The organism is Pseudomonas sp. H1_F01 (genome assembly GCF_054681425.1).
Genome location: NZ_CP162823.1, coordinates 3,112,164 through 3,129,876, shown reverse-complemented (window position 1 = coordinate 3,129,876; position 17,713 = coordinate 3,112,164). Strand labels below are relative to the sequence as shown.

Genomic DNA, 17,713 nt, shown 5'->3' with positions numbered 1-17,713 from the left:
AAGCTCGCTCCCACATTGGTTTCGGGGTGACTGCAAGGTCTGTATCCACCACAGGTCCCTTTGTGGGACCTGTGTACTGCTCACCCCCCACTCATGTTCATGAACCGCACGATCTGCACTTCCCCACCCGGGTTGAAGTCATGGCGCAGTGGCTTGCCACGCAACGCCCGTTGCACCGCCTGGATCACCGGTTGGTCGTCCAGCGGATAACGCCGCAGCAAGCCGCGAAGGTCGAGGGAGTCCTCTTGTCCCAGGCACAACAGCAAGCGCCCTTCGACGGTCATGCGCACGCGGTTGCAACTGGCGCAGAAGTTGTGGGTGTTGGGCGAAATGAAACCGATCCGGGTGTCCGGATGACGCTCCAGGCGCACATAGCGCGCTGGCCCGCCGCTGTTTTCGGTGCTGTCGAGCAGCCGGTGATGGCGGGCGATTTCGGCCCGTACCTCATCGCTGGAACAGAACGACTCGCCCCGGGAACGCCCGACCTCCCCCAGCGGCATTTCCTCGATGAAGCTGATGTCGATGCGCTGCTCAATGGCGTATTGCACCAACGCCGGGACTTCATCGAAGTTGCGCCCTTTCATCACCACGCAGTTGAGCTTGATCCGCTCGAACCCGGCGACCTTCGCCGCTTCGATGCCGGCCAGCACCTGGTCCAGGTTGCCGTTGCGGGTGATCGCCCGAAAACGATCGCCGTCCAGGCTGTCGAGGCTGATGTTCATGCGCTTGACCCCGGCCTCGACCAACGGCTGGGCCAGTCGCCCCAGCTGCGAGCCGTTGCTGGTCATCACCAGTTCCCGCAGGCCGGGCAATGCCGCGATCTCGCGACACAGCCCGACGATGCCTGGACGGATCAGCGGCTCACCACCGGTCAGGCGGATTTTCTTCACCCCCAGGCCGACGAACAGCCGCGCCAGGCGCTGCAACTCCTCCAGGGTTAACACTTGCTGACGCGGCAGGAAAGTCATGTTTTTCGCCATGCAATACACACAACGAAAATCACAACGATCGGTCACCGACATCCGCAAATAATCGATCTGGCGCCCAAATCCGTCCTGCAACACCGCGTTCATGAAGATCTCCCGATTGAGCCCGTGTTCACTGCACCAGCGGCGAGTCGGCGCCCTGAAGGTGAATGCCGCGAATATCCGCCGCACCGATCAGGGTTTGCAGGTACTGCACCAGCGCTTTTTGCCACACGCCCTGCTGCAACTGGGTACGAATCGCCGTCGCCACTGCCTCATACGGCAATGGCTGGCCATCGATTCGCTGGTCGATGCTGATCACGTGCCAGCCGTAACGACTTTCCAGCGGTTTACCAGCCAGGCCCGCCGGCAGGGTGAACAACTGGCGCTCCAGTTCAGGCACGGTCTGGCCCTTGCTGATCTGCCCCAGCGAGCCGCCCTGCTCCTTGGATGGACACGCCGAATGCTTCAGCGCCAACTCGGCAAAACTGCCCGGGAACTGGTCCAGCCGCTCCAGCAGCAGCTCGGCCTGTACATGGGCCAGGCTGCGCGCCTCGGCATCGTCCGGCGCACACTCGAGCAGGATGTGCCGCACCGCCAGCAACGGTGCGCTGTGAAAGCGCGCCCGGTTGCTTTCGTAATAACGCAGGCAGGTGGCCTCGTCGCACTGTGGCACCAGCACCTCGCGTTCGAGCAACAACCGCGTCGCCGCCTCCTCTTCGTTTTCCCCGGCACCGACCTGCAACGCCAGGCCAAGCTCGGCGATACGCTGCTGGAGCAATTCGCGAATCACCAGCGCCCGAGCGGCCTGGTAGACCGCATCCTCGCGACTGTCAGCCGGGTGATATTGCAGCTCCTGGGCCATCGCCTGCGGGGTGACCGACACCCCGTTGACGCTGATGATCGGCCACTCTTGCTCACTGCTGGCAATCAACTGTGGCGCTTCATCCTCCGCCACCGGCCCGGCCTGGGCCGGCTCGAACTGCACCGCCCCCGCCGGTTCGGCATCGGCCAGCGGCGCGATCACCGGTGCCGCTTTTGCCGAAGAACCGCAGCCGCCGCTGCCGCCACCACTACCGCCACATCCGCATCCACTCGCCATGATCTTCTCCTCAAAACTTCTGCCGAACGATTTGATAACGACGCCCCAGGTACCAGACCGGCGCACTGACGATATGGACCAGACGGGTGAACGGGAACAGCACGAACAGGGTCAGGCCCAGCACCACGTGGAGCTTGTAGACCAGGCCCACCGGCGCTATCGAGGTAGCGGCGTCGACCGGACGCAACAGCACGGTGTTCTGGGCCCAATCGGCCAGCATCACCATCACCGAGCCGTCCATATGGGCGGTGGACGCCACGATGGTCATCAGCCCCAGTACCAGTTGCACCAGCAGCACCACCAGCACGAGGATGTCCGAGACATTGGAGGTGGCGCGAACCCGTGGGTCGGTCAGGCGACGGTTGAGCAGCATCACCAGGCCGATCAGGCCCAGTACGCCGAAGAAACCGCCGGAAACCATCGCCAGCAACTGCTTGTTCTCGGTGCTCAGCACATGGTGGTAGATCGCCGAGGGTGTCAGCAGGCCGACGAAGTGCCCGGCCAGCACGAACAGCACACCGATGTGAAACAGGTTGCTGGCCACGCGCATGCCACGCTTGTTCAGCATCTGGCTGGAACCTGCCTTCCAGGTGTACTGGGACAGATCAAAGCGTGCCCAACTGCCAAGCAGGCAAATCGCCAAGGCGACATAGGGGTAGACCCCGAACAACAACAGATCCCATTTAGACATTGCCCACCTCCCCGGCTGGCGCTGCGGCCAGCCCTTCATGCTGAAAATCCACCCAGTGCAGCGGCACCGCACTTTCGTCCCGCGCCTTGCCCGGCGCGCTGGGCAGTGAACTGCAACGGTCCTGCTGTTCGGCCTTCATGAAATCCACTGCCTCTTCTTCCCAGATCTTGTCCAGGGCTTCGAGGGAGTCGTCCCGTGGTTCGGCCTTCACTTGCTCACGCAACTCGGCCACGGCCACCTGGGGCTCGGCCCCGGCGATTTGCAGCAAGGCCCGGAAGCAACTGGCGTAGGCGCTTTCACGCTCGTCCAGGCGCGCCGCGAGCAAGGCCAGCAGGTGCGCGACATCGGCCAGGCCCTCGCGGGCCTCGAGGTCTTCGCGGGTGGACAGAAACTCCAGGTACAGCGGGATGTAGTCGGGCAGTTCCTTGACGCCGATGGCGAAACCGGCCTCTTCGTACTGGGCCATCATGTCGACCATGGCCTGGCCCCGGTCGCGGGATTCGCCATGGACATGTTCGAACAGCAGCAGCGACAGCGAGCGACCGCGGCCGAACAGAGCACCGTAGTGCTCCTGGCCATCCATCAGGTCCTTGCCGCAGATCACCTCCAGCAACTCGAACAACCCGGCGCGCTGGTTCGGACTGATTTCCCGCGTTTGGAGAATCGCTTGTTCCAGCTCATCCCGACCGGCCACCAGGGTCTCGGTCGGGTAGTCGAGCAGCAACGAAATCACCTTGAGAATGCGCATGCTCATTCCTCCCACAACTGCACGGTTTTGATCACGTCGCGGCGGTTGGCCTTCTTGCCACCGAACATGTTGGTGTCGGAGCTGCCACTGCAACCGCTGCCAAAGCTGAAACCGCACCCGGAACGCTCGGCGAACGCGTCGCTCATGGCGTCTTCGCGGTGGGCGCTTGGCACAACGAAACGGTCTTCGTAGTTGGCGATGGCCAGGTAGCGGTACATCTCTTCCACCTGGTTCACGCTCAAGCCGACGTCGGCCAGCACTTGCAGGTCCTGCACGCCGTCGACCTGCTCGGAACGCTTGTAGGCACGCATCGCCAGCAAGCGTTTCAGCGCAAGCTTGACCGGCTTTTCATCACCGGCGGTGAGCATGTTCGCCAGGTAGCGCAGCGGGATACGCAGGCTGTCGACGTCCGGGATCACCCCGTTCATGCCCACGGTGCCGGCCGTGGCAGCGTTCTGGATCGGCGACAGTGGCGGCACGTACCAGACCATTGGCAAGGTGCGGTATTCCGGGTGCAGCGGCAGTGCGAGTTTCCAGTCCACGGCCATTTTGTAGACCGGCGAGCGTTGCGCCGAATCGATCACCGACTGCGGCACGCCATCGGCCAGGGCCTGGCGAATCACCGCCGGGTCGTTCGGGTCGAGGAAGATCTCCAGTTGTTTCTCGTACAGGTCCTGCTCATTGGCGGTGCTTGCCACTTCGCTGATGCGATCGGCGTCATACAGCAACACGCCGAGGTAACGGATGCGGCCAACGCAGGTTTCAGCGCAGACGGTCGGCATCCCGGCTTCGATGCGCGGGTAGCAGAAGATGCATTTTTCCGACTTGCCGCTCTTCCAGTTGAAGTAGATCTTCTTGTACGGGCAGCCGCTGATGCACATGCGCCAGCCGCGGCACTTCTCCTGGTCGATCAGGACGATGCCGTCCTCTTCGCGCTTGTAGATCGCTCCGCTCGGGCACGACGCCGCGCACGCCGGGTTCAGGCAGTGCTCGCACAGGCGCGGCAGGTACATCATGAAAGTGTTTTCGTACTCGCCGTAGATGTCCGCCTGGATCTTGTCGAAGTTCTTGTCCTTGCGCCGCTTGGCGAATTCAGTGCCGAGGATTTCCTCCCAGTTCGGGCCCCATTCGATTTTCTGCATGCGCTTGCCGGACACCACCGAGCGTGGTCGCGCGGTGGGCTGGTGCTCGCCCAGCGGTGCGGTGTGCAGGTGCTGGTAGTCGAAGTCGAACGGCTCGTAGTAATCGTCCAGGCTCGGCAGGTCCGGGTTGGCGAAGATGTTCGCCAGCACGCGGAACTTGCCGCCGATGCGCGGGTTGATCGAACCGTCAGCGTTGCGGATCCAGCCGCCTTTCCACTTGTCCTGGTTTTCCCACTCCTTGGGATAGCCGATGCCAGGCTTGGATTCGACGTTGTTGAACCAGGCGTATTCCATGCCTTCGCGGCTGGTCCAGACGTTCTTGCAGGTAATCGAGCAGGTGTGGCAGCCGATGCATTTGTCCAGGTTAAGGACCATGCCGATTTGTGAGCGAATCTTCATCTCAGTTCTCCTCGATATCAGTCGGCAGTGGACGCGGCAAATCATCGCCACTGGAACCATCGAGCCAATCGACCTTGACCATCTTGCGCACCACGACGAATTCGTCGCGGTTGCAACCGACCGTGCCGTAATAGTTGAAGCCGTAGGCCTGTTGGGCGTAGCCGCCAATCATGTGGGTGGGCTTGAGCACCACGCGGGTCACCGAGTTGTGGTGGCCGCCACGGGTCTTGGTGGTTTCCGAACCCGGCACGTTCACGATCCGTTCCTGGGCGTGATACATCATCACCATGCCTTCCTTGACCCGTTGGCTGACCACCGCACGGGCGGTCAGCGCGCCGTTGACGTTGAAGCATTCGATCCAGTCGTTGTCCTCGATACCGGCGCGCTTGGCGTCGATTTCCGAGAGCCAGACAATCGGTCCGCCACGGCTCAAGGTCAGCATCAGCAGGTTGTCGCTGTAGGTGCTGTGGATACCCCACTTCTGGTGCGGGGTGATCCAGTTCAGGACGATCTCGGTCTCGCCATTGCTGCGCTTGCCCTTCACGCCGGCGATGGTGCGGGTGTTGACCGGTGGCCGATAGCTCATCAGTTGCTCGCCGAACGCCTGCATCCACGGGTGATCCTGGTAGAACTGCTGGCGACCGGTGATGGTGCGCCATGGGATCGACTCATGGACGTTGGTGTAGCCAGCGTTGTAGCTCACGTGATCGTCTTCCAGGCCAGACCAGGTCGGGCTGGAAATGATCTTGCGTGGCTGGGCCTGGATGTCACGGAAGCGAATCGCCTCGTGCTCCTTGGACACCGCCAGGTGGCTGTGGTCGATGCCGGTGAATTCCGACAGCGCTGCCCAGGCTTTCACCGCGACATGGCCGTTGGTTTCCGGCGCCAGGGACAGGATCACTTCGGCAGCATCAATGGCGCTGTCGATTTTTGGCCGCCCTTGGCTGATACCCGCCTCGACTTCCTTGTGGTTCAGTTCGCCAAGGAATTTAACTTCAGTGTCGGTGTTCCAGTTGATGCCCTTGCCGCCGTTGCCGAGTTTTTCCAGCATCGGGCCCAGGGAGGTGAACTGCTTGTAGATGTTCGGGTAGTCGCGTTCCACCACTTGCAGGTTCGGCGCGTTCTTGCCTGGGACCGGCGCCACACCGGCACTTTTCCAGTCGGTGCCGCCGAATGGCTGGGCCAGTTCGCCGACGCTGTCGTGCATCAGCGGTACGGTGACCAGGTCTTTCTCGACACCCAGGTGGCCGACCGACATGGCGGAAAACGCCTTGGCGATGCCCTTGTAGATTTCCCAGTCCGAACGCGACTCCCAGGCCGGATCGATGGCGGCCGACAGTGGGTGAATGAACGGGTGCATGTCCGAGGTGTTCATGTCGTCTTTTTCGTACCAGGTGGCGGTCGGCAAGACGATGTCGGAATACACGCAGGTCGAGGACATGCGGAAGTCCAGGGTGGTCACCAGATCGAGCTTGCCAATGGCGCCCTCGTCGACCCATTCGGCTTCGGTGGGCTTGCACTCGGTGCTATGGCCGATGTCTTCGTTCATCACGCCGTTCTTGGTGCCCAGCAGGTACTTGAGCATGTACTCGTGGCCCTTGCCCGAGGAGCCCAGCAGGTTGGAACGCCAGATGAACATGTTGCGCGGGAAGTTCACCGGGCTGTCCGGTTGCTCGCAGGCAAAGCGCAGCGAACCGTCCTGCAGCGACTTGACCACGTAGTCCTTGGGGTCCATGCCCGCGGCGGCGGCATCGCGGCAGATGTGCAGCGGGTTGGTGTTGAGCTGCGGTGCGCTCGGCAACCAGCCGGCCCGTTCGGCGCGGATGTTGTAGTCCAGGGCGTGCTCGGGAAATTGCGATTTGTCGGCCAGGGGCGAGAGCACATCGTGCATGCTCATCTTCTCGTGGCGCCATTGCGAACTGTGCCCGTAGAAGAAGCTGGTGCCGTTCATCTGCCGTGGCGGACGGTTCCAGTCCAGGCCAAAGGCCAGGGGCAGCCAGCCGCATTGCGGACGGAGTTTTTCCTGGCCGACATAGTGGGCCCAGCCGCCGCCGGTCTGGCCGACGCAACCGCAGAGCATGAGCATGTTGATCAGCCCGCGGTAGTTCATGTCCATGTGGTACCAGTGGTTCATCGCCGCACCGACGATGATCATCGAGCGTCCACGGGTCTTGTCGGCGTTGTCGGCAAACTCGCGGGCGATCTGGATCGCCTTCTCGCGGCTTACGCCAGTGATCTGCTCCTGCCAGGCCGGGGTGCCAGGCACCGAGGCGTCGTCATAGTCCTTGGCAACGTTGGCGCCGCCCAGGCCACGGTCGATCGCCAGGTTGGCCGCCGACAGGTCGAATACGGTGGCGACTTTCGCCACGCTGCCGTCGGCCAGTACCACGCTGTGCACCGGCACCCGCCGGAACTGCACCGCGTCACCGGCCACGTGCTGGAAGTACTCCTGGGCTTCGCCAGCGAAGTACGGGAACGCCACCTCGGCGACGTCGCCGCCGATCAGGCTCAGCTTGAGGTCGATCTCACGGCCCTCGCCGCCTTCACGGGGCAGGATGTTCCACTTGCCCTTCTCGCCCCAGCGATAGCCGATGGAGCCTTGGGGCGAAACCAGTTCGCCGCTGGCATCCAGGGCGATGGTCTTCCATTCCGGGTTGTTGTCCTGGCCGAGGTTGTCGGTCAGGTCGCTGGCCCGCAGGAAACGGTCCGGCTGGTAACCCGCACCTGGTGCGGCGCCGAGCATTGGCTTGAGCATCACCAGTACCGGCAGGTCGGTGTAGCGCTTGGCGTATTCGGTGAAATAGACGCTCGGCTTGTCCAGGTGGAATTCTTTGAAGATCACATGGTTGAAGGCCTGGGCCAGCGCGGCGTCGGTGCCCTGCTTGGGGTTGAGCCACAGGTCGGTGAGCTTGGCGACTTCCGAATAGTCCGGGGTGATCGCCACGGTCTTGGTGCCCTTGTAGCGCACCTCGGTGAAGAAGTGGGCGTCAGGGGTACGGGTCTGCGGAACGTTGGAGCCCCAGGCAATGATGTAGTTGGAGTTGTACCAGTCGGCCGATTCCGGCACGTCGGTCTGCTCGCCCCAGACCATCGGCGACGCTGGCGGCAAGTCGCAATACCAGTCATAGAAGCTCAGGCAGACGCCACCGATCAACGACAGGTAACGCGAGCCGGCGGCGTAGCTGACCATCGACATGGCCGGGATCGGCGAGAAGCCCACCACCCGGTCCGGGCCGTGTTCCTTGACGGTGTAGACGTTCGCTGCGGCGATGATCTCGTTGACTTCTTCCCAGTTGGAACGGATGAAGCCACCCATGCCGCGCTTGCTTTTATAGGAGTCGGCCTTGGCCTTGTCCTCGACGATGCTGGCCCAGGCTTCCACCGGCGGCAGGGTCTGCCGGGCTTCACGCCACAGCTTGAGCAATGGCTTGCGAATTTTCGGGTACTTGAGCCGGTTGGCGCTGTAGATGTACCAGCTGTAGCTCGCGCCGCGAGGGCAGCCGCGTGGTTCGTGGTTGGGCAGATCGTTGCGGGTACGCGGATAGTCGGTCTGCTGGGTTTCCCAGGTGATCAGGCCGTTCTTGACGTAGATTTTCCACGAGCACGAACCGGTGCAGTTCACCCCATGGGTGGACCGCACGATCTTGTCGTACTGCCAGCGCGAACGGTAGACGTTCTCCCAGTCCCGGGACTCCTTGCGGGTCTCGCCGTGCCCGTCTGAAAACTCGCCTTGCTTACGGTTGAAAAACCGCAGTTGATCCAGTAAATGACTCACAGTGTGTTCCTCTCAGGCTTGCTCCGCGGGGTCTGCGCCCCGCCCACGCAGGTTTAGGTTCGGCTTAGCAAGGTGTCGCGGCGCCCTTGCGGGCATACCACCACCAGGTCACCACGATGCAGCTCAGGTAGAAGCCGACGAACATGTAGAAGGCCATCTCCGGGCCGCCGGTCAGGGCCATCGAAGTGCCGAATGATTTGGGAATGAAGAAGGCTCCGAAGGCGCCCATGGCCGAGCTGAAACCCAGCACCGCAGCCGATTCCTTGCCGGCGTTCTTGAGCGCCAACTCGCGTTGCTCGGGCTTCTTGCCCAGGGCGGCTTTCTCGTGCAGGGTGCGGAAGATCACCGGGATCATGCGGAAGGTCGAACCGTTGCCCACGCCAGTGGTGATGAACAGCAACATGAACATGCCCAGGAAGCCGTAGAAGCTGCCGCCCTGGCCGTTCTGCGGAAGAAAGTGCAGGACGCCGAACACCATCACGATCATCAACACGAAGTTCCACAAGGTGACCTTCGCACCACCGAGCTTGTCCGCCAGCCAGCCGCCCAGCGGCCGTACCAGCGCGCCCACCAGCGGGCCGAGGAAGGCGAATTTCAGGGCGATGACTTCCGGGAACGAAGTCTTGATCAGCAACGGGAAGGCGGCGGAGAAACCAATGAACGAACCGAAAGTGGCCAGGTACAGCCAGCACATCAGCCAGTTGTGCTTGCGCTTGAAGATCACCGCCTGTTCGCTGAACGAGGCGCGAGCGCTGGACAGGTCATTCATGCCGAACCAGGCGATCACGGTAATGGCGAGGATGAACGGCACCCAGATGAAACCGGCGTTCTGCAACCACAGCGAGCTGCCGTCGGCCAACACCTGTGGCTGGCCGCCCATGAAGCCGAACACGCCGAAGGAGATCACCAGCGGCACGCTGAACTGCATCACCGACACGCCCAGGTTGCCCAGCCCGGCGTTCAGGCCCAGGGCGGTGCCCTGCTGGGACTTGGGATAGAAGAAGCTGATGTTGGACATGCTCGAGGCGAAGTTGCCGCCACCAAAACCGCAAAGCAATGCGATCAGCACGAACACGCTGTAGGGCGTGGCCGAATCCTGCACGGCGAAGCCCATCCACAAAGCCGGTATCAGCAACGACGCCGTGCTCAGCGCGGTCCAACGACGCCCGCCGAAGATCGGCACCATGAACGAGTAGAAGATGCGCAAGGTTGCGCCGGACAGCCCCGGCAATGCCGCCAGCCAGAACAGCTGGTCGGTGCTGAAGCTGAAACCGATGGCATTCAGGCGCACGATCACCGTGCTCCAGACCATCCACACCGCGAAGGCCAACAGCAGCGCCGGGATGGAAATCCACAGGTTGCGCCGGGCGGTCAGTTTGCCGCTACTGCCCCAGAAAGCAGGGTCTTCCGGGCGCCAGTCATGAATGACCGGGCCCTTTTCAGGCGTTTGCAGAACGGACATGTTCTTCTCCTTGGGCAATGCTGGAAAACGGGGATTGAGTGGCCGGCGGCTGTTTACCCAGCAGCGGGCGCTTGCGCATTTCGCTGAAGTACATCCAGGCCAGGGAGACCCAGACCACGCCGTACATCAACATGAAGCAGGACGAGCGCACGCCGGTGAGGTCCACCAGGGCGCCGAACATGATCGGCAGCACGAACCCGCCCAGGCCGCCGGCCAGGCCGACGATGCCGGACACCGCGCCCATGTTTTTCGGGTAGTCGTTGGCGATGTATTTGAAGACCGAGGCCTTGCCGAACGCGAAGGCAATGCCCATCACGAACAGCAGCACGGTGAACAGCGTGGGGCTGAGACCAATGTGGAAATCGACGATGCCGTTGACGGTCTGCACTTGCAGTTGAGTCTGGGGATAGGAGAGCAGGAACAGGCAGATCCAGCTGACCCACAACACCCACCAGGTCACGCTCTGGGCGCCCCAGCGGTCGGACATCCAGCCACCGACGGCCCGCAGCACGCCACCGGGCAAGGAGAAACACGCCGCCAGCAGCGCCGCGCTTTGCAGGCTGAAGCCGTATTCCTGCACGTAGTACTTGGTCATCCACAAGGCCAGTGCCACGTAGCCGCCGAACACGATCGAGTAGTACTGGCAGTAGCGCCACACGGCCGGCTCTTTCAGGGTTTTCAATTGCTCGCGCAACGTCGCGCCGCCGGTGCCGCTGTGTTCCTTTTTCTCGGTGGTGAGAAACCAGAACAACAGCGCGGTGATGAACAGGATGGCGCTGAACACTTTCGGCACCAGGTGCCAGGTGCCGAACGCGATCAACGCCGGGGCGAGGAACTTGGTCACTGCCGCACCGGCGTTGCCGGCGCCGAAGACGCCCATGGCAAAACCCTGGTTCTGCTTGTCGAACCATTTGGCGACGTAGGCGATGCCCACCGAGAACGAGCCACCGGCCAGGCCGACGAACAGGCCCAATACCAGGAACTGCCAGAAGGCCGTGGCGAGGGTGATCAGGTACAGCGGCAATACGCAGGCCAGCATCAGCAGGAAGAACACGATCCGTCCGCCAAAGCGGTCGGTCAGAAGCCCCAGGGGCAAGCGCACCAGCGAACCGGTCAACACCGGCGTAGCGGCCAGCAGGCCAAACTGGGTTTCATTGAGGGCCAGCAGTTCCTTGATCGGAACCCCCAGCACGGCAAACATCATCCAGACCATGAAGCACACGGTGAAGGCCAGGGTACTCATCCCTAGTACCAGCCCTTGTTGCACTTGCGCTCGCATCACGACGCACTCCGTCAGTTCGATTGAGCGCAGCCTAGTGATACGAACCCCGCGAAAACTTGACTTGGGTCAACGTGTGCCGGGGCGGTCCAGGCCTATGCTTGGCCCGTCTACCTCCAAGGAGGTAGACCCGGATATTGATACAACCCTTTATTTATCAATACCTTGATCAAGTCTGCCGAAGCTTTTATGGAAATGGAGCGGCCGACAACTCTTTAGAGGTAGTGCGCCCAGGATTGGCTGCTACACCCCCAGGTCCAGGGCGCCCCCTATGCTCGGTTCACAGTTTTGCCCCGCAGGCCCGCGTCGATGATGCGTTGGCTGCGCAGTTCCCTGCCCGCTCGCGCCGGGCTGGCGGTGATCCTGATCGCCATCCTGGCCCTGGCCAGTTCCTTGAGTGCAGGGTTGATCGCCTGGTTCAGCCAGGGCGACGCTGCCGCCATCAACACCGCCGGCTCCGTGCGCATGGAGACCTACCACCTGAGCTGGAAACTGGCGGCGGGGGCCAACGACGACGTCCCGGCGATCATCGCCAGCCTGCAACAACGCCTCGACAGCCCTGCCCTGCGCGCCGTGCTGGAAGATGGGCCGGAAACCTCCCTGCACAAGAGCTATCGCGACCTTGTGCAACGCTGGAACCAGACTTTGCGCCCGGCCATCGAGCGTGGCGACTCGGCGTTTTTCCAGGCCAATGCCAATGCCTTCGTCAACCAGTTGGACCGGTTCGTTACCCTGCTGCAGCGCCAGAGCGAGCACAAGCAAGGCTGGCAGCAGGTGATCCAGGGCGCGGCGCTGTTCAGCACCATGATCATCCTGCTGATCGGCCTGTATGAATTGCAGTACGGCGTGGTCACGCCCTTGCAGGAGTTGGTGGACGCCACCCAGCGCTTTCGCCGTGGCGAGTTCCAGGTGCGAGTCAATCACCAGTCCGAAGATGAACTGGGCCAGTTGGCGACCAGTTTCAACACCATGGCCGAGACCATCGAGCAATCGCACCGCACCCTGGAAAACCAGGTCCGGCAAAAGACCCTGAACCTGCAACAGGCCAACGCCGCCCTGGAGCTGCTGTACCAGAGCAGTCGCAGCCTGGCGACGCGACAGGCCAATGCCGAAGGGCTGGATGAATTGATCCGGCGCTTCCAACAGCGCCTGCCGGGCCTGCGCCTGACGCTGTGCCTGCAAGGGCAATTGCAATCACCGGCCAGGCACCTGCTGGCGTTGCATGGCGCCGACAGCCGCCAGGTCTGCGCCAGCAGCGATTGCGCCAGTTGCCATAAACGCAACGCGGCACGCCCGCAAGCCTTCAGCATCAGCAACCAGGGCAACGAACTGGGTGAGCTCAAGGCTCATTTTGTCGACGGCCACGCCGCGCAGCCCTGGGAAACCGCATTGATCCAGGCCCTGGCCAACCTGATTGGTACGTCGCTGTCGCTCAAGCGCCAGCGCGAACAGGACCATCGCCTGCTGCTGCTCGATGAACGCACGATCATTGCCCGCGAGCTCCACGATTCACTGGCCCAGGCCTTGTCGTACATGAAGCTGCAAGTCAGCCGCATGCAGACCCTGATGCGTCGGGGCGAACCGGTGCAGACCCTGGAGACCGTCACTGGTGAACTGCGTGAAGGGCTCAACAATGCTTATCGCCAGTTGCGCGAGTTGCTGACCACCTTCCGCTTGCAGATCCACGACGATGGCCTGGTCGAAGAGCTCAAGGACACCGCCGAGGAATTCTCCAACCGAGGGGACTTCAAGGTGCATCTGTTCGTCGACACCCTGGCCTTCGAGCTGTCGGCCAGCGAGCAGATCCACATCCTGCAGATCACCCGTGAGGCGCTGTCCAACTGCCTGCGCCATGCCCATGCCGAAAACGCCTGGCTCGAACTGCGCCAGGAAGGCGAGACCGTGCGGCTGTCGATCGAAGACGATGGCCGCGGCTTCAGCGGCGAGGTCGACCAGCGCGAACACCATGGCCTGAACATCATGAACGAACGGGCCCGCAGCCTGCGCGGCCAACTGCAGATTCTCTCCCGAACACCCCAGGGCACCCGCATCCAGGTGCATTTCCAACCGGAATTCCTGGGCCAACACACCGAAGGCCTCGCAACATGAACGCCCCCCTGCGCCACACCCTGCTACTGGTCGACGATCATCCGATGATGCGTCGCGGCATTCGTCAGATGCTTGAGCTCGAAGACGATTTGCAGATCGTTGGCGAAGCCAGCCACGGCGAAGAAGCCCTGACCCTGATCGAACCGCTCAAGCCCGACCTGGTGCTGCTGGACAACAACATGCCGCAGATGAACGGCATCGAGACCCTGCGTCGGCTGCGCGCCATGCACTACACCGGCAAGGTGCTGCTGTTCACCGTGTCCGATGCCGAGGACGACATCCGCGATGCCTTGCGCCTGGACGCCAACGGTTACCTGCTCAAGGACATGGAGCCGGAGCTTCTGATCCAGTACATCCGCGATGCCCTCAACGGCGCCCTGGTGATCAGCCCCGGCCTGACCCGCGTCATGGCCCAGGCGCTGCGCTCGCCACCGCGCCAGGCCGATGTGGAACTGACCGAGCGCGAACGCCAGGTCCTCAAGACCATCGCCGGCGGCTACAGCAACAAGGTCATCGGGCACAAGCTGGGCATCACCGAAGGCACGGTCAAGGTGCATGTGAAGAACCTGCTGCACAAGCTCGGCTTGCGCTCACGGGTCGAAGCCGCGGTGTGGGCGATGGAGCATTTGCGCGGGGCGGGCTAGCCCAGCAAAACACACCGATTGTGGGAGCAAAGCTTGCTCGCGATAGCGGTGGTTCAGCTTGCGCAAATGTTGAATGTACTGCTGCCATCGCGAGCAAGCTTTGCTCCCACAGGGGATTGGCAGCAGATCTGGATTTCGTTCCCCACAGGACTTGTGTCTTGATCGCGCAGCCCATCCCTCTTCCGAGGTAGGCCAGCCGAGGCATAGGCCAATGACGACTTGGGCTCTACCATGACGACACGCGGAGGTACGCCATGCTGACCCACCCTTCCATCGTTTTACTGTTGCGTCGTCATCACCTGTTCAGCCAACTGCCGGAGCGGGTCTTTGAGGATGTCTGCAGCCTGGCCGTCCTCAAACGCCTGGAATGCAACAGCACGCTCATGCACCAGGGCGATCCGGCCAAGCGGTTTTTCTTGTTGGTCAGTGGCCAGATCAAGCTGTTCCGGGTGACCGGTGAGGGCCAGGAGAACCTGGTGGAGATCATCCAGCCCGGACAGACCTTCGCCGAGGCCCTGCTGTTCAGCGAGGCTCGTTGCTATCCGGTCAGTGCGTCGGCAATCAAGGACAGCGTGCTGGTGAGTATCGAGGGTACCCATTACCGCAAGGCCCTGGAGGACCAGCCCAAGGTCTGCCTGGCGATCCTGGCGAGCATGAGCATCCATCTGCACCAGCGCCTCAAGGACATCGATAACTTGACCTTGGCCAGTGCCAGTCGGCGGGTGATCAATTTCCTGCTGCAGGAACGCGATCCGCGGGATGGTCAATTGGTGTTGCAGGTGTCCAAGCGTCTGGTGGCTTCCAAGCTGGGGATTCAGCCGGAGACGTTTTCGCGGATTCTTCATCGGTTGGTTGATGGGGGGTTGATTGCCATGGAGCGGCGTCAGATTCGTATCTTGTCCGAGGATGGGCTTGAGGGTTATCAGCAGTAGGTTTGTGTGAATATCCGTTATTTAGGTAACGGCGACTTATGGTTCAGCCCTTACGGCGGCTCACTTTTGAAGAGCCCGGAAGCCGGCCCAGTCAAAAGTAAGCAAAACGCTCTCGCCCCACCACTTGGTGCCTCGCTTAGGCTCGGCATGCCCGCCTAGTAGCCGACCTGGTTCTTGATGGGGACCGCATTCCTCCTGTGGGAGCGGGCTTGCTCGCGAAGAGGCCGGCACATCCAACATCATCACAAACTGACCCACCGCTTTCGCGAGCAAGCTCGCTCCCCACATGGGTTTTCGGGTATTCAAAGCATCCGCATACGACACAAGAACCTGTGGGAGCGAGCTTGCTCGCGATGACGTCGGCACAGCCAACCTCACCGCGAGCTAACCCACCGCTTTCGCGAGCAAGCCCGCTCCCACAGGAAAAACGCGGTCCCATCAAGAGTCAGGTCGGCTGTTAGGCCGCCTCGCGATGGACGTTGATCTCGGACGCCCCGTTAACCACGATGGCCGAACGCAGGTATTGCGCAGTGGGCCATGGATGGCCCTTCGCGGCGGCCCACGGAGCAATGCCTTCGTTCAGGCATGCCGAGCCTAAGCGAGGCACCAAGTGGTGGGGCAAAGCGCTTTTGGTTACTTTTGGCTGGTCCGGCTCCCGGCTCTTCCAAAAGTGACCCGCCGCAAGGGCGGAACCATAAGCCGCCGTTACCGAAGAAATGGATATTCACCCACCCCTAACCCGCATCAATCAACCCCACTACCCGCGAAAACACCAACTCCATCTCAGGCTCACCGCAATCCACCCCGAACCGCTTGCGCAACCCCAGCTGGTTCAGAATCACATGCACATCCGCCACCAAATCATGCTGCCGCAGACACGCCTGAACACACTGCAACGGACAACCATCCAACGCAATGATCCGCCGCCCCGACCGCGCCTTGTCAACCAGCGGCGCCACATGCCCACCCACCCCGACAATACAAGACATCTCCGCCAGACCCGCACGGTCCAGCCGCAGGGCGACGGTGTTGGCCAGTTGCGCCACATTGGAACAACCGGAACACGAATACACCAGGGGAAGCGCGTTCGAAGCTTTCATCAGACCGTCGCCAACCCCTTGCCCGCCCTCTCCAGATTGCGCCAGAGCCACGGCGGCAGGACGTCCGGATCAAGACTGTCGATCAGATTCTTCAGTGCCAGCCCCAACTCGGTATCCCCCTCGATCACCAACCGGCGACGGAAGAACAACGTGTCAGGATCTTCCTGCCGACTGGCCAGTAACAGAAACTCACGCCAGTTGCCGCTGATGGTGACCTGGGCCTCGGCCCGTTCGGCAATCCGCAATCCATCCCGTGCCAAAGTCAGGTACCAGCACAACTTCAAGTCCGGCACACGCAGGCACAACCATCGCCCACGCAGCACATCGAACCCGCCATCGCGCAGCGGCTCGGCCAGGCAGCGATTGAGCGCCTGCTGCAACGCCAGTCGCTGCACCACGAACGGCACCTTGCCCACCAGCGGCAGCAAGCGGTCGGCGCCTTTGAGCACCCACTTCTTCGGACTCAACACAGGCCCGCCTCCTCTACCTTCAACATGCCGGCATGGCCGTGCCAGTAACCATTGCAACCGTCCACGAACAGCGGTGGTGCCTCGCCCTGGCGCACCTTGTCGAAGGCCGTGACCACCTCGGCCATGCCCTGGGCGCGAGGGCTCAGGCGCAGCACATCGGCGCCGCAGGCCATCAGCGCGTTGTAATCGGCCAGCAGGTTCGTCACCTCGCCGGACATCGTCTGGATGCCGTTGAGGGTGAACAGCTGTTGGCCTTCCTGACTGCTCAGCGCAAGGCCGTCGGGGTAGTTGATGCAGCAGAACTGACAGTCGTCCTTGGGGCGGTTTTCGGCTCGGGCGGTAAAGCAGCGCGCCGAGTACGCCAAGGGCAGATGACCGTAGGCAAAAATCTCCACCTCGGGCACCTCGCGGTCCATGTCCCGCACCTGCTCCAGCACATCGCCGATCAGCGCCGCCGAGCACTCCACCGGCGGCACCCAACGGATCATGCCGCTGTCGAGCAATTGCCCCAGGGCGTGGCCGTTGTACAAGTTCAGTGCCGGGCCACCGACGAAAGGCAGCTTGCGTTCGGCCATGAACTGCACCGCGCCCATGTCATTGGCTTCCACCAACAACTGGCCGTTGTCACACAGGCGTCGCAGCGAGGACAGCTCCGAGGCCGCCTCGATCAGCGTCAGGCTCGACAACACAATCTGTGCCTGGCTGCACGCTTGCAGCTCGCGCGCCAACCCCAGCCACTGATCCAGGGAGAACGCCCGGCGTTTCGAACACACGGTTTCCCCCAGGTAAATCACGTCCAGCGGCAATGCCGACATCTCGGCATAGAAATTCCCCAGTTGCGCTTTGTCCCAATAAAACAGGACCGGTCCCAGGCTGAGTTTCATCTGGCCTCCCC

14 protein-coding genes are annotated in these 17,713 nt (G+C 62.1%); 3 read left to right on the top strand and 11 right to left on the bottom strand.

Annotated elements, in window-relative coordinates:
• Nucleotides 1-80: 80 nt before the first annotated feature.
• The 8 genes from moaA to AB4O09_RS14380 all read right to left on the bottom strand — a co-directional run bounded on the left by moaA (nt 81) and on the right by AB4O09_RS14380 (nt 11,563).
• Nucleotides 81-1,073, bottom strand: coding sequence for a GTP 3',8-cyclase MoaA (gene moaA, locus AB4O09_RS14415; protein ID WP_003202440.1), 993 nt, complete (start codon nt 1,071-1,073; stop codon nt 81-83).
• A gap of 25 nt (nt 1,074-1,098) precedes the next feature.
• Nucleotides 1,099-2,067, bottom strand: a complete 969-nt coding sequence (locus tag AB4O09_RS14410) for a peptidylprolyl isomerase (protein ID WP_003202442.1) — start codon at nt 2,065-2,067, stop codon at nt 1,099-1,101.
• Between the two features lie 10 nt (nt 2,068-2,077).
• Nucleotides 2,078-2,758, bottom strand: coding sequence for a respiratory nitrate reductase subunit gamma (gene narI, locus AB4O09_RS14405; RefSeq protein ID WP_003202444.1), 681 nt, complete (start codon nt 2,756-2,758; stop codon nt 2,078-2,080).
• Nucleotides 2,751-3,506 carry a nitrate reductase molybdenum cofactor assembly chaperone gene (narJ, locus tag AB4O09_RS14400; RefSeq protein WP_013693501.1) on the bottom strand — a complete coding sequence of 252 codons (756 nt, stop codon included), beginning with the start codon at nt 3,504-3,506 and terminating at the stop codon, nt 2,751-2,753. The genes narI and narJ overlap by 8 nt, the downstream gene beginning before the upstream one ends.
• Before the next feature lie 2 nt (nt 3,507-3,508).
• Nucleotides 3,509-5,047: a nitrate reductase subunit beta gene (narH, locus tag AB4O09_RS14395; RefSeq protein ID WP_003202449.1), complete on the bottom strand. Its 1,539-nt coding sequence runs from the start codon at nt 5,045-5,047 to the stop codon at nt 3,509-3,511.
• A 1-nt stretch (nt 5,048) separates the two neighbouring features.
• Nucleotides 5,049-8,822: a nitrate reductase subunit alpha gene (locus tag AB4O09_RS14390; protein ID WP_114731222.1), complete on the bottom strand. Its 3,774-nt coding sequence runs from the start codon at nt 8,820-8,822 to the stop codon at nt 5,049-5,051.
• Nucleotides 8,823-8,886: 64 nt separating this feature from the next.
• A complete protein-coding gene (locus AB4O09_RS14385) occupies nt 8,887-10,284 on the bottom strand; it encodes a NarK family nitrate/nitrite MFS transporter (RefSeq protein ID WP_027911613.1) in 1,398 nt (465 codons plus the stop codon).
• Entirely contained in the window at nt 10,262-11,563 is a 1,302-nt protein-coding gene (locus tag AB4O09_RS14380; RefSeq protein WP_003202455.1) for an MFS transporter, read from the bottom strand. The genes AB4O09_RS14385 and AB4O09_RS14380 overlap by 23 nt, the downstream gene beginning before the upstream one ends.
• 309 nt (nt 11,564-11,872) lie before the next feature.
• Here AB4O09_RS14380 and AB4O09_RS14375 point away from each other — a divergent pair, with 309 nt between their 5' ends.
• The 3 genes from AB4O09_RS14375 to AB4O09_RS14365 all read left to right on the top strand — a co-directional run bounded on the left by AB4O09_RS14375 (nt 11,873) and on the right by AB4O09_RS14365 (nt 15,248).
• Nucleotides 11,873-13,672: a HAMP domain-containing protein gene (locus AB4O09_RS14375; protein WP_003202457.1), complete on the top strand. Its 1,800-nt coding sequence runs from the start codon at nt 11,873-11,875 to the stop codon at nt 13,670-13,672.
• A complete protein-coding gene (gene narL / locus AB4O09_RS14370; RefSeq protein ID WP_003202460.1) occupies nt 13,669-14,316 on the top strand; it encodes a two-component system response regulator NarL in 648 nt (215 codons plus the stop codon). Before AB4O09_RS14375 ends, narL begins: the two co-directional genes overlap by 4 nt.
• A 254-nt stretch (nt 14,317-14,570) precedes the next feature.
• Nucleotides 14,571-15,248, top strand: coding sequence for a Crp/Fnr family transcriptional regulator (locus AB4O09_RS14365; RefSeq protein WP_003202464.1), 678 nt, complete (start codon nt 14,571-14,573; stop codon nt 15,246-15,248).
• Between the two features lie 734 nt (nt 15,249-15,982).
• Here the strand turns inward: AB4O09_RS14365 and AB4O09_RS14360 are convergent.
• Genes AB4O09_RS14360 through AB4O09_RS14350 form a run of 3 tightly spaced genes read right to left on the bottom strand, consistent with a single transcriptional unit; the run spans nt 15,983 to nt 17,702 of the window.
• Complete coding sequence (locus tag AB4O09_RS14360) at nt 15,983-16,348, bottom strand: putative zinc-binding protein (RefSeq protein WP_003202466.1); 366 nt, start codon at nt 16,346-16,348, stop codon at nt 15,983-15,985.
• Complete coding sequence (gene ubiT / locus AB4O09_RS14355) at nt 16,348-16,818, bottom strand: ubiquinone anaerobic biosynthesis accessory factor UbiT (protein ID WP_003202468.1); 471 nt, start codon at nt 16,816-16,818, stop codon at nt 16,348-16,350. The genes AB4O09_RS14360 and ubiT overlap by 1 nt, the downstream gene beginning before the upstream one ends.
• Nucleotides 16,812-17,702, bottom strand: a complete 891-nt coding sequence (locus AB4O09_RS14350; protein WP_003202470.1) for a U32 family peptidase — start codon at nt 17,700-17,702, stop codon at nt 16,812-16,814. Before AB4O09_RS14350 ends, ubiT begins: the two co-directional genes overlap by 7 nt.
• Between the last annotated feature and the right edge of the window lie 11 nt (nt 17,703-17,713).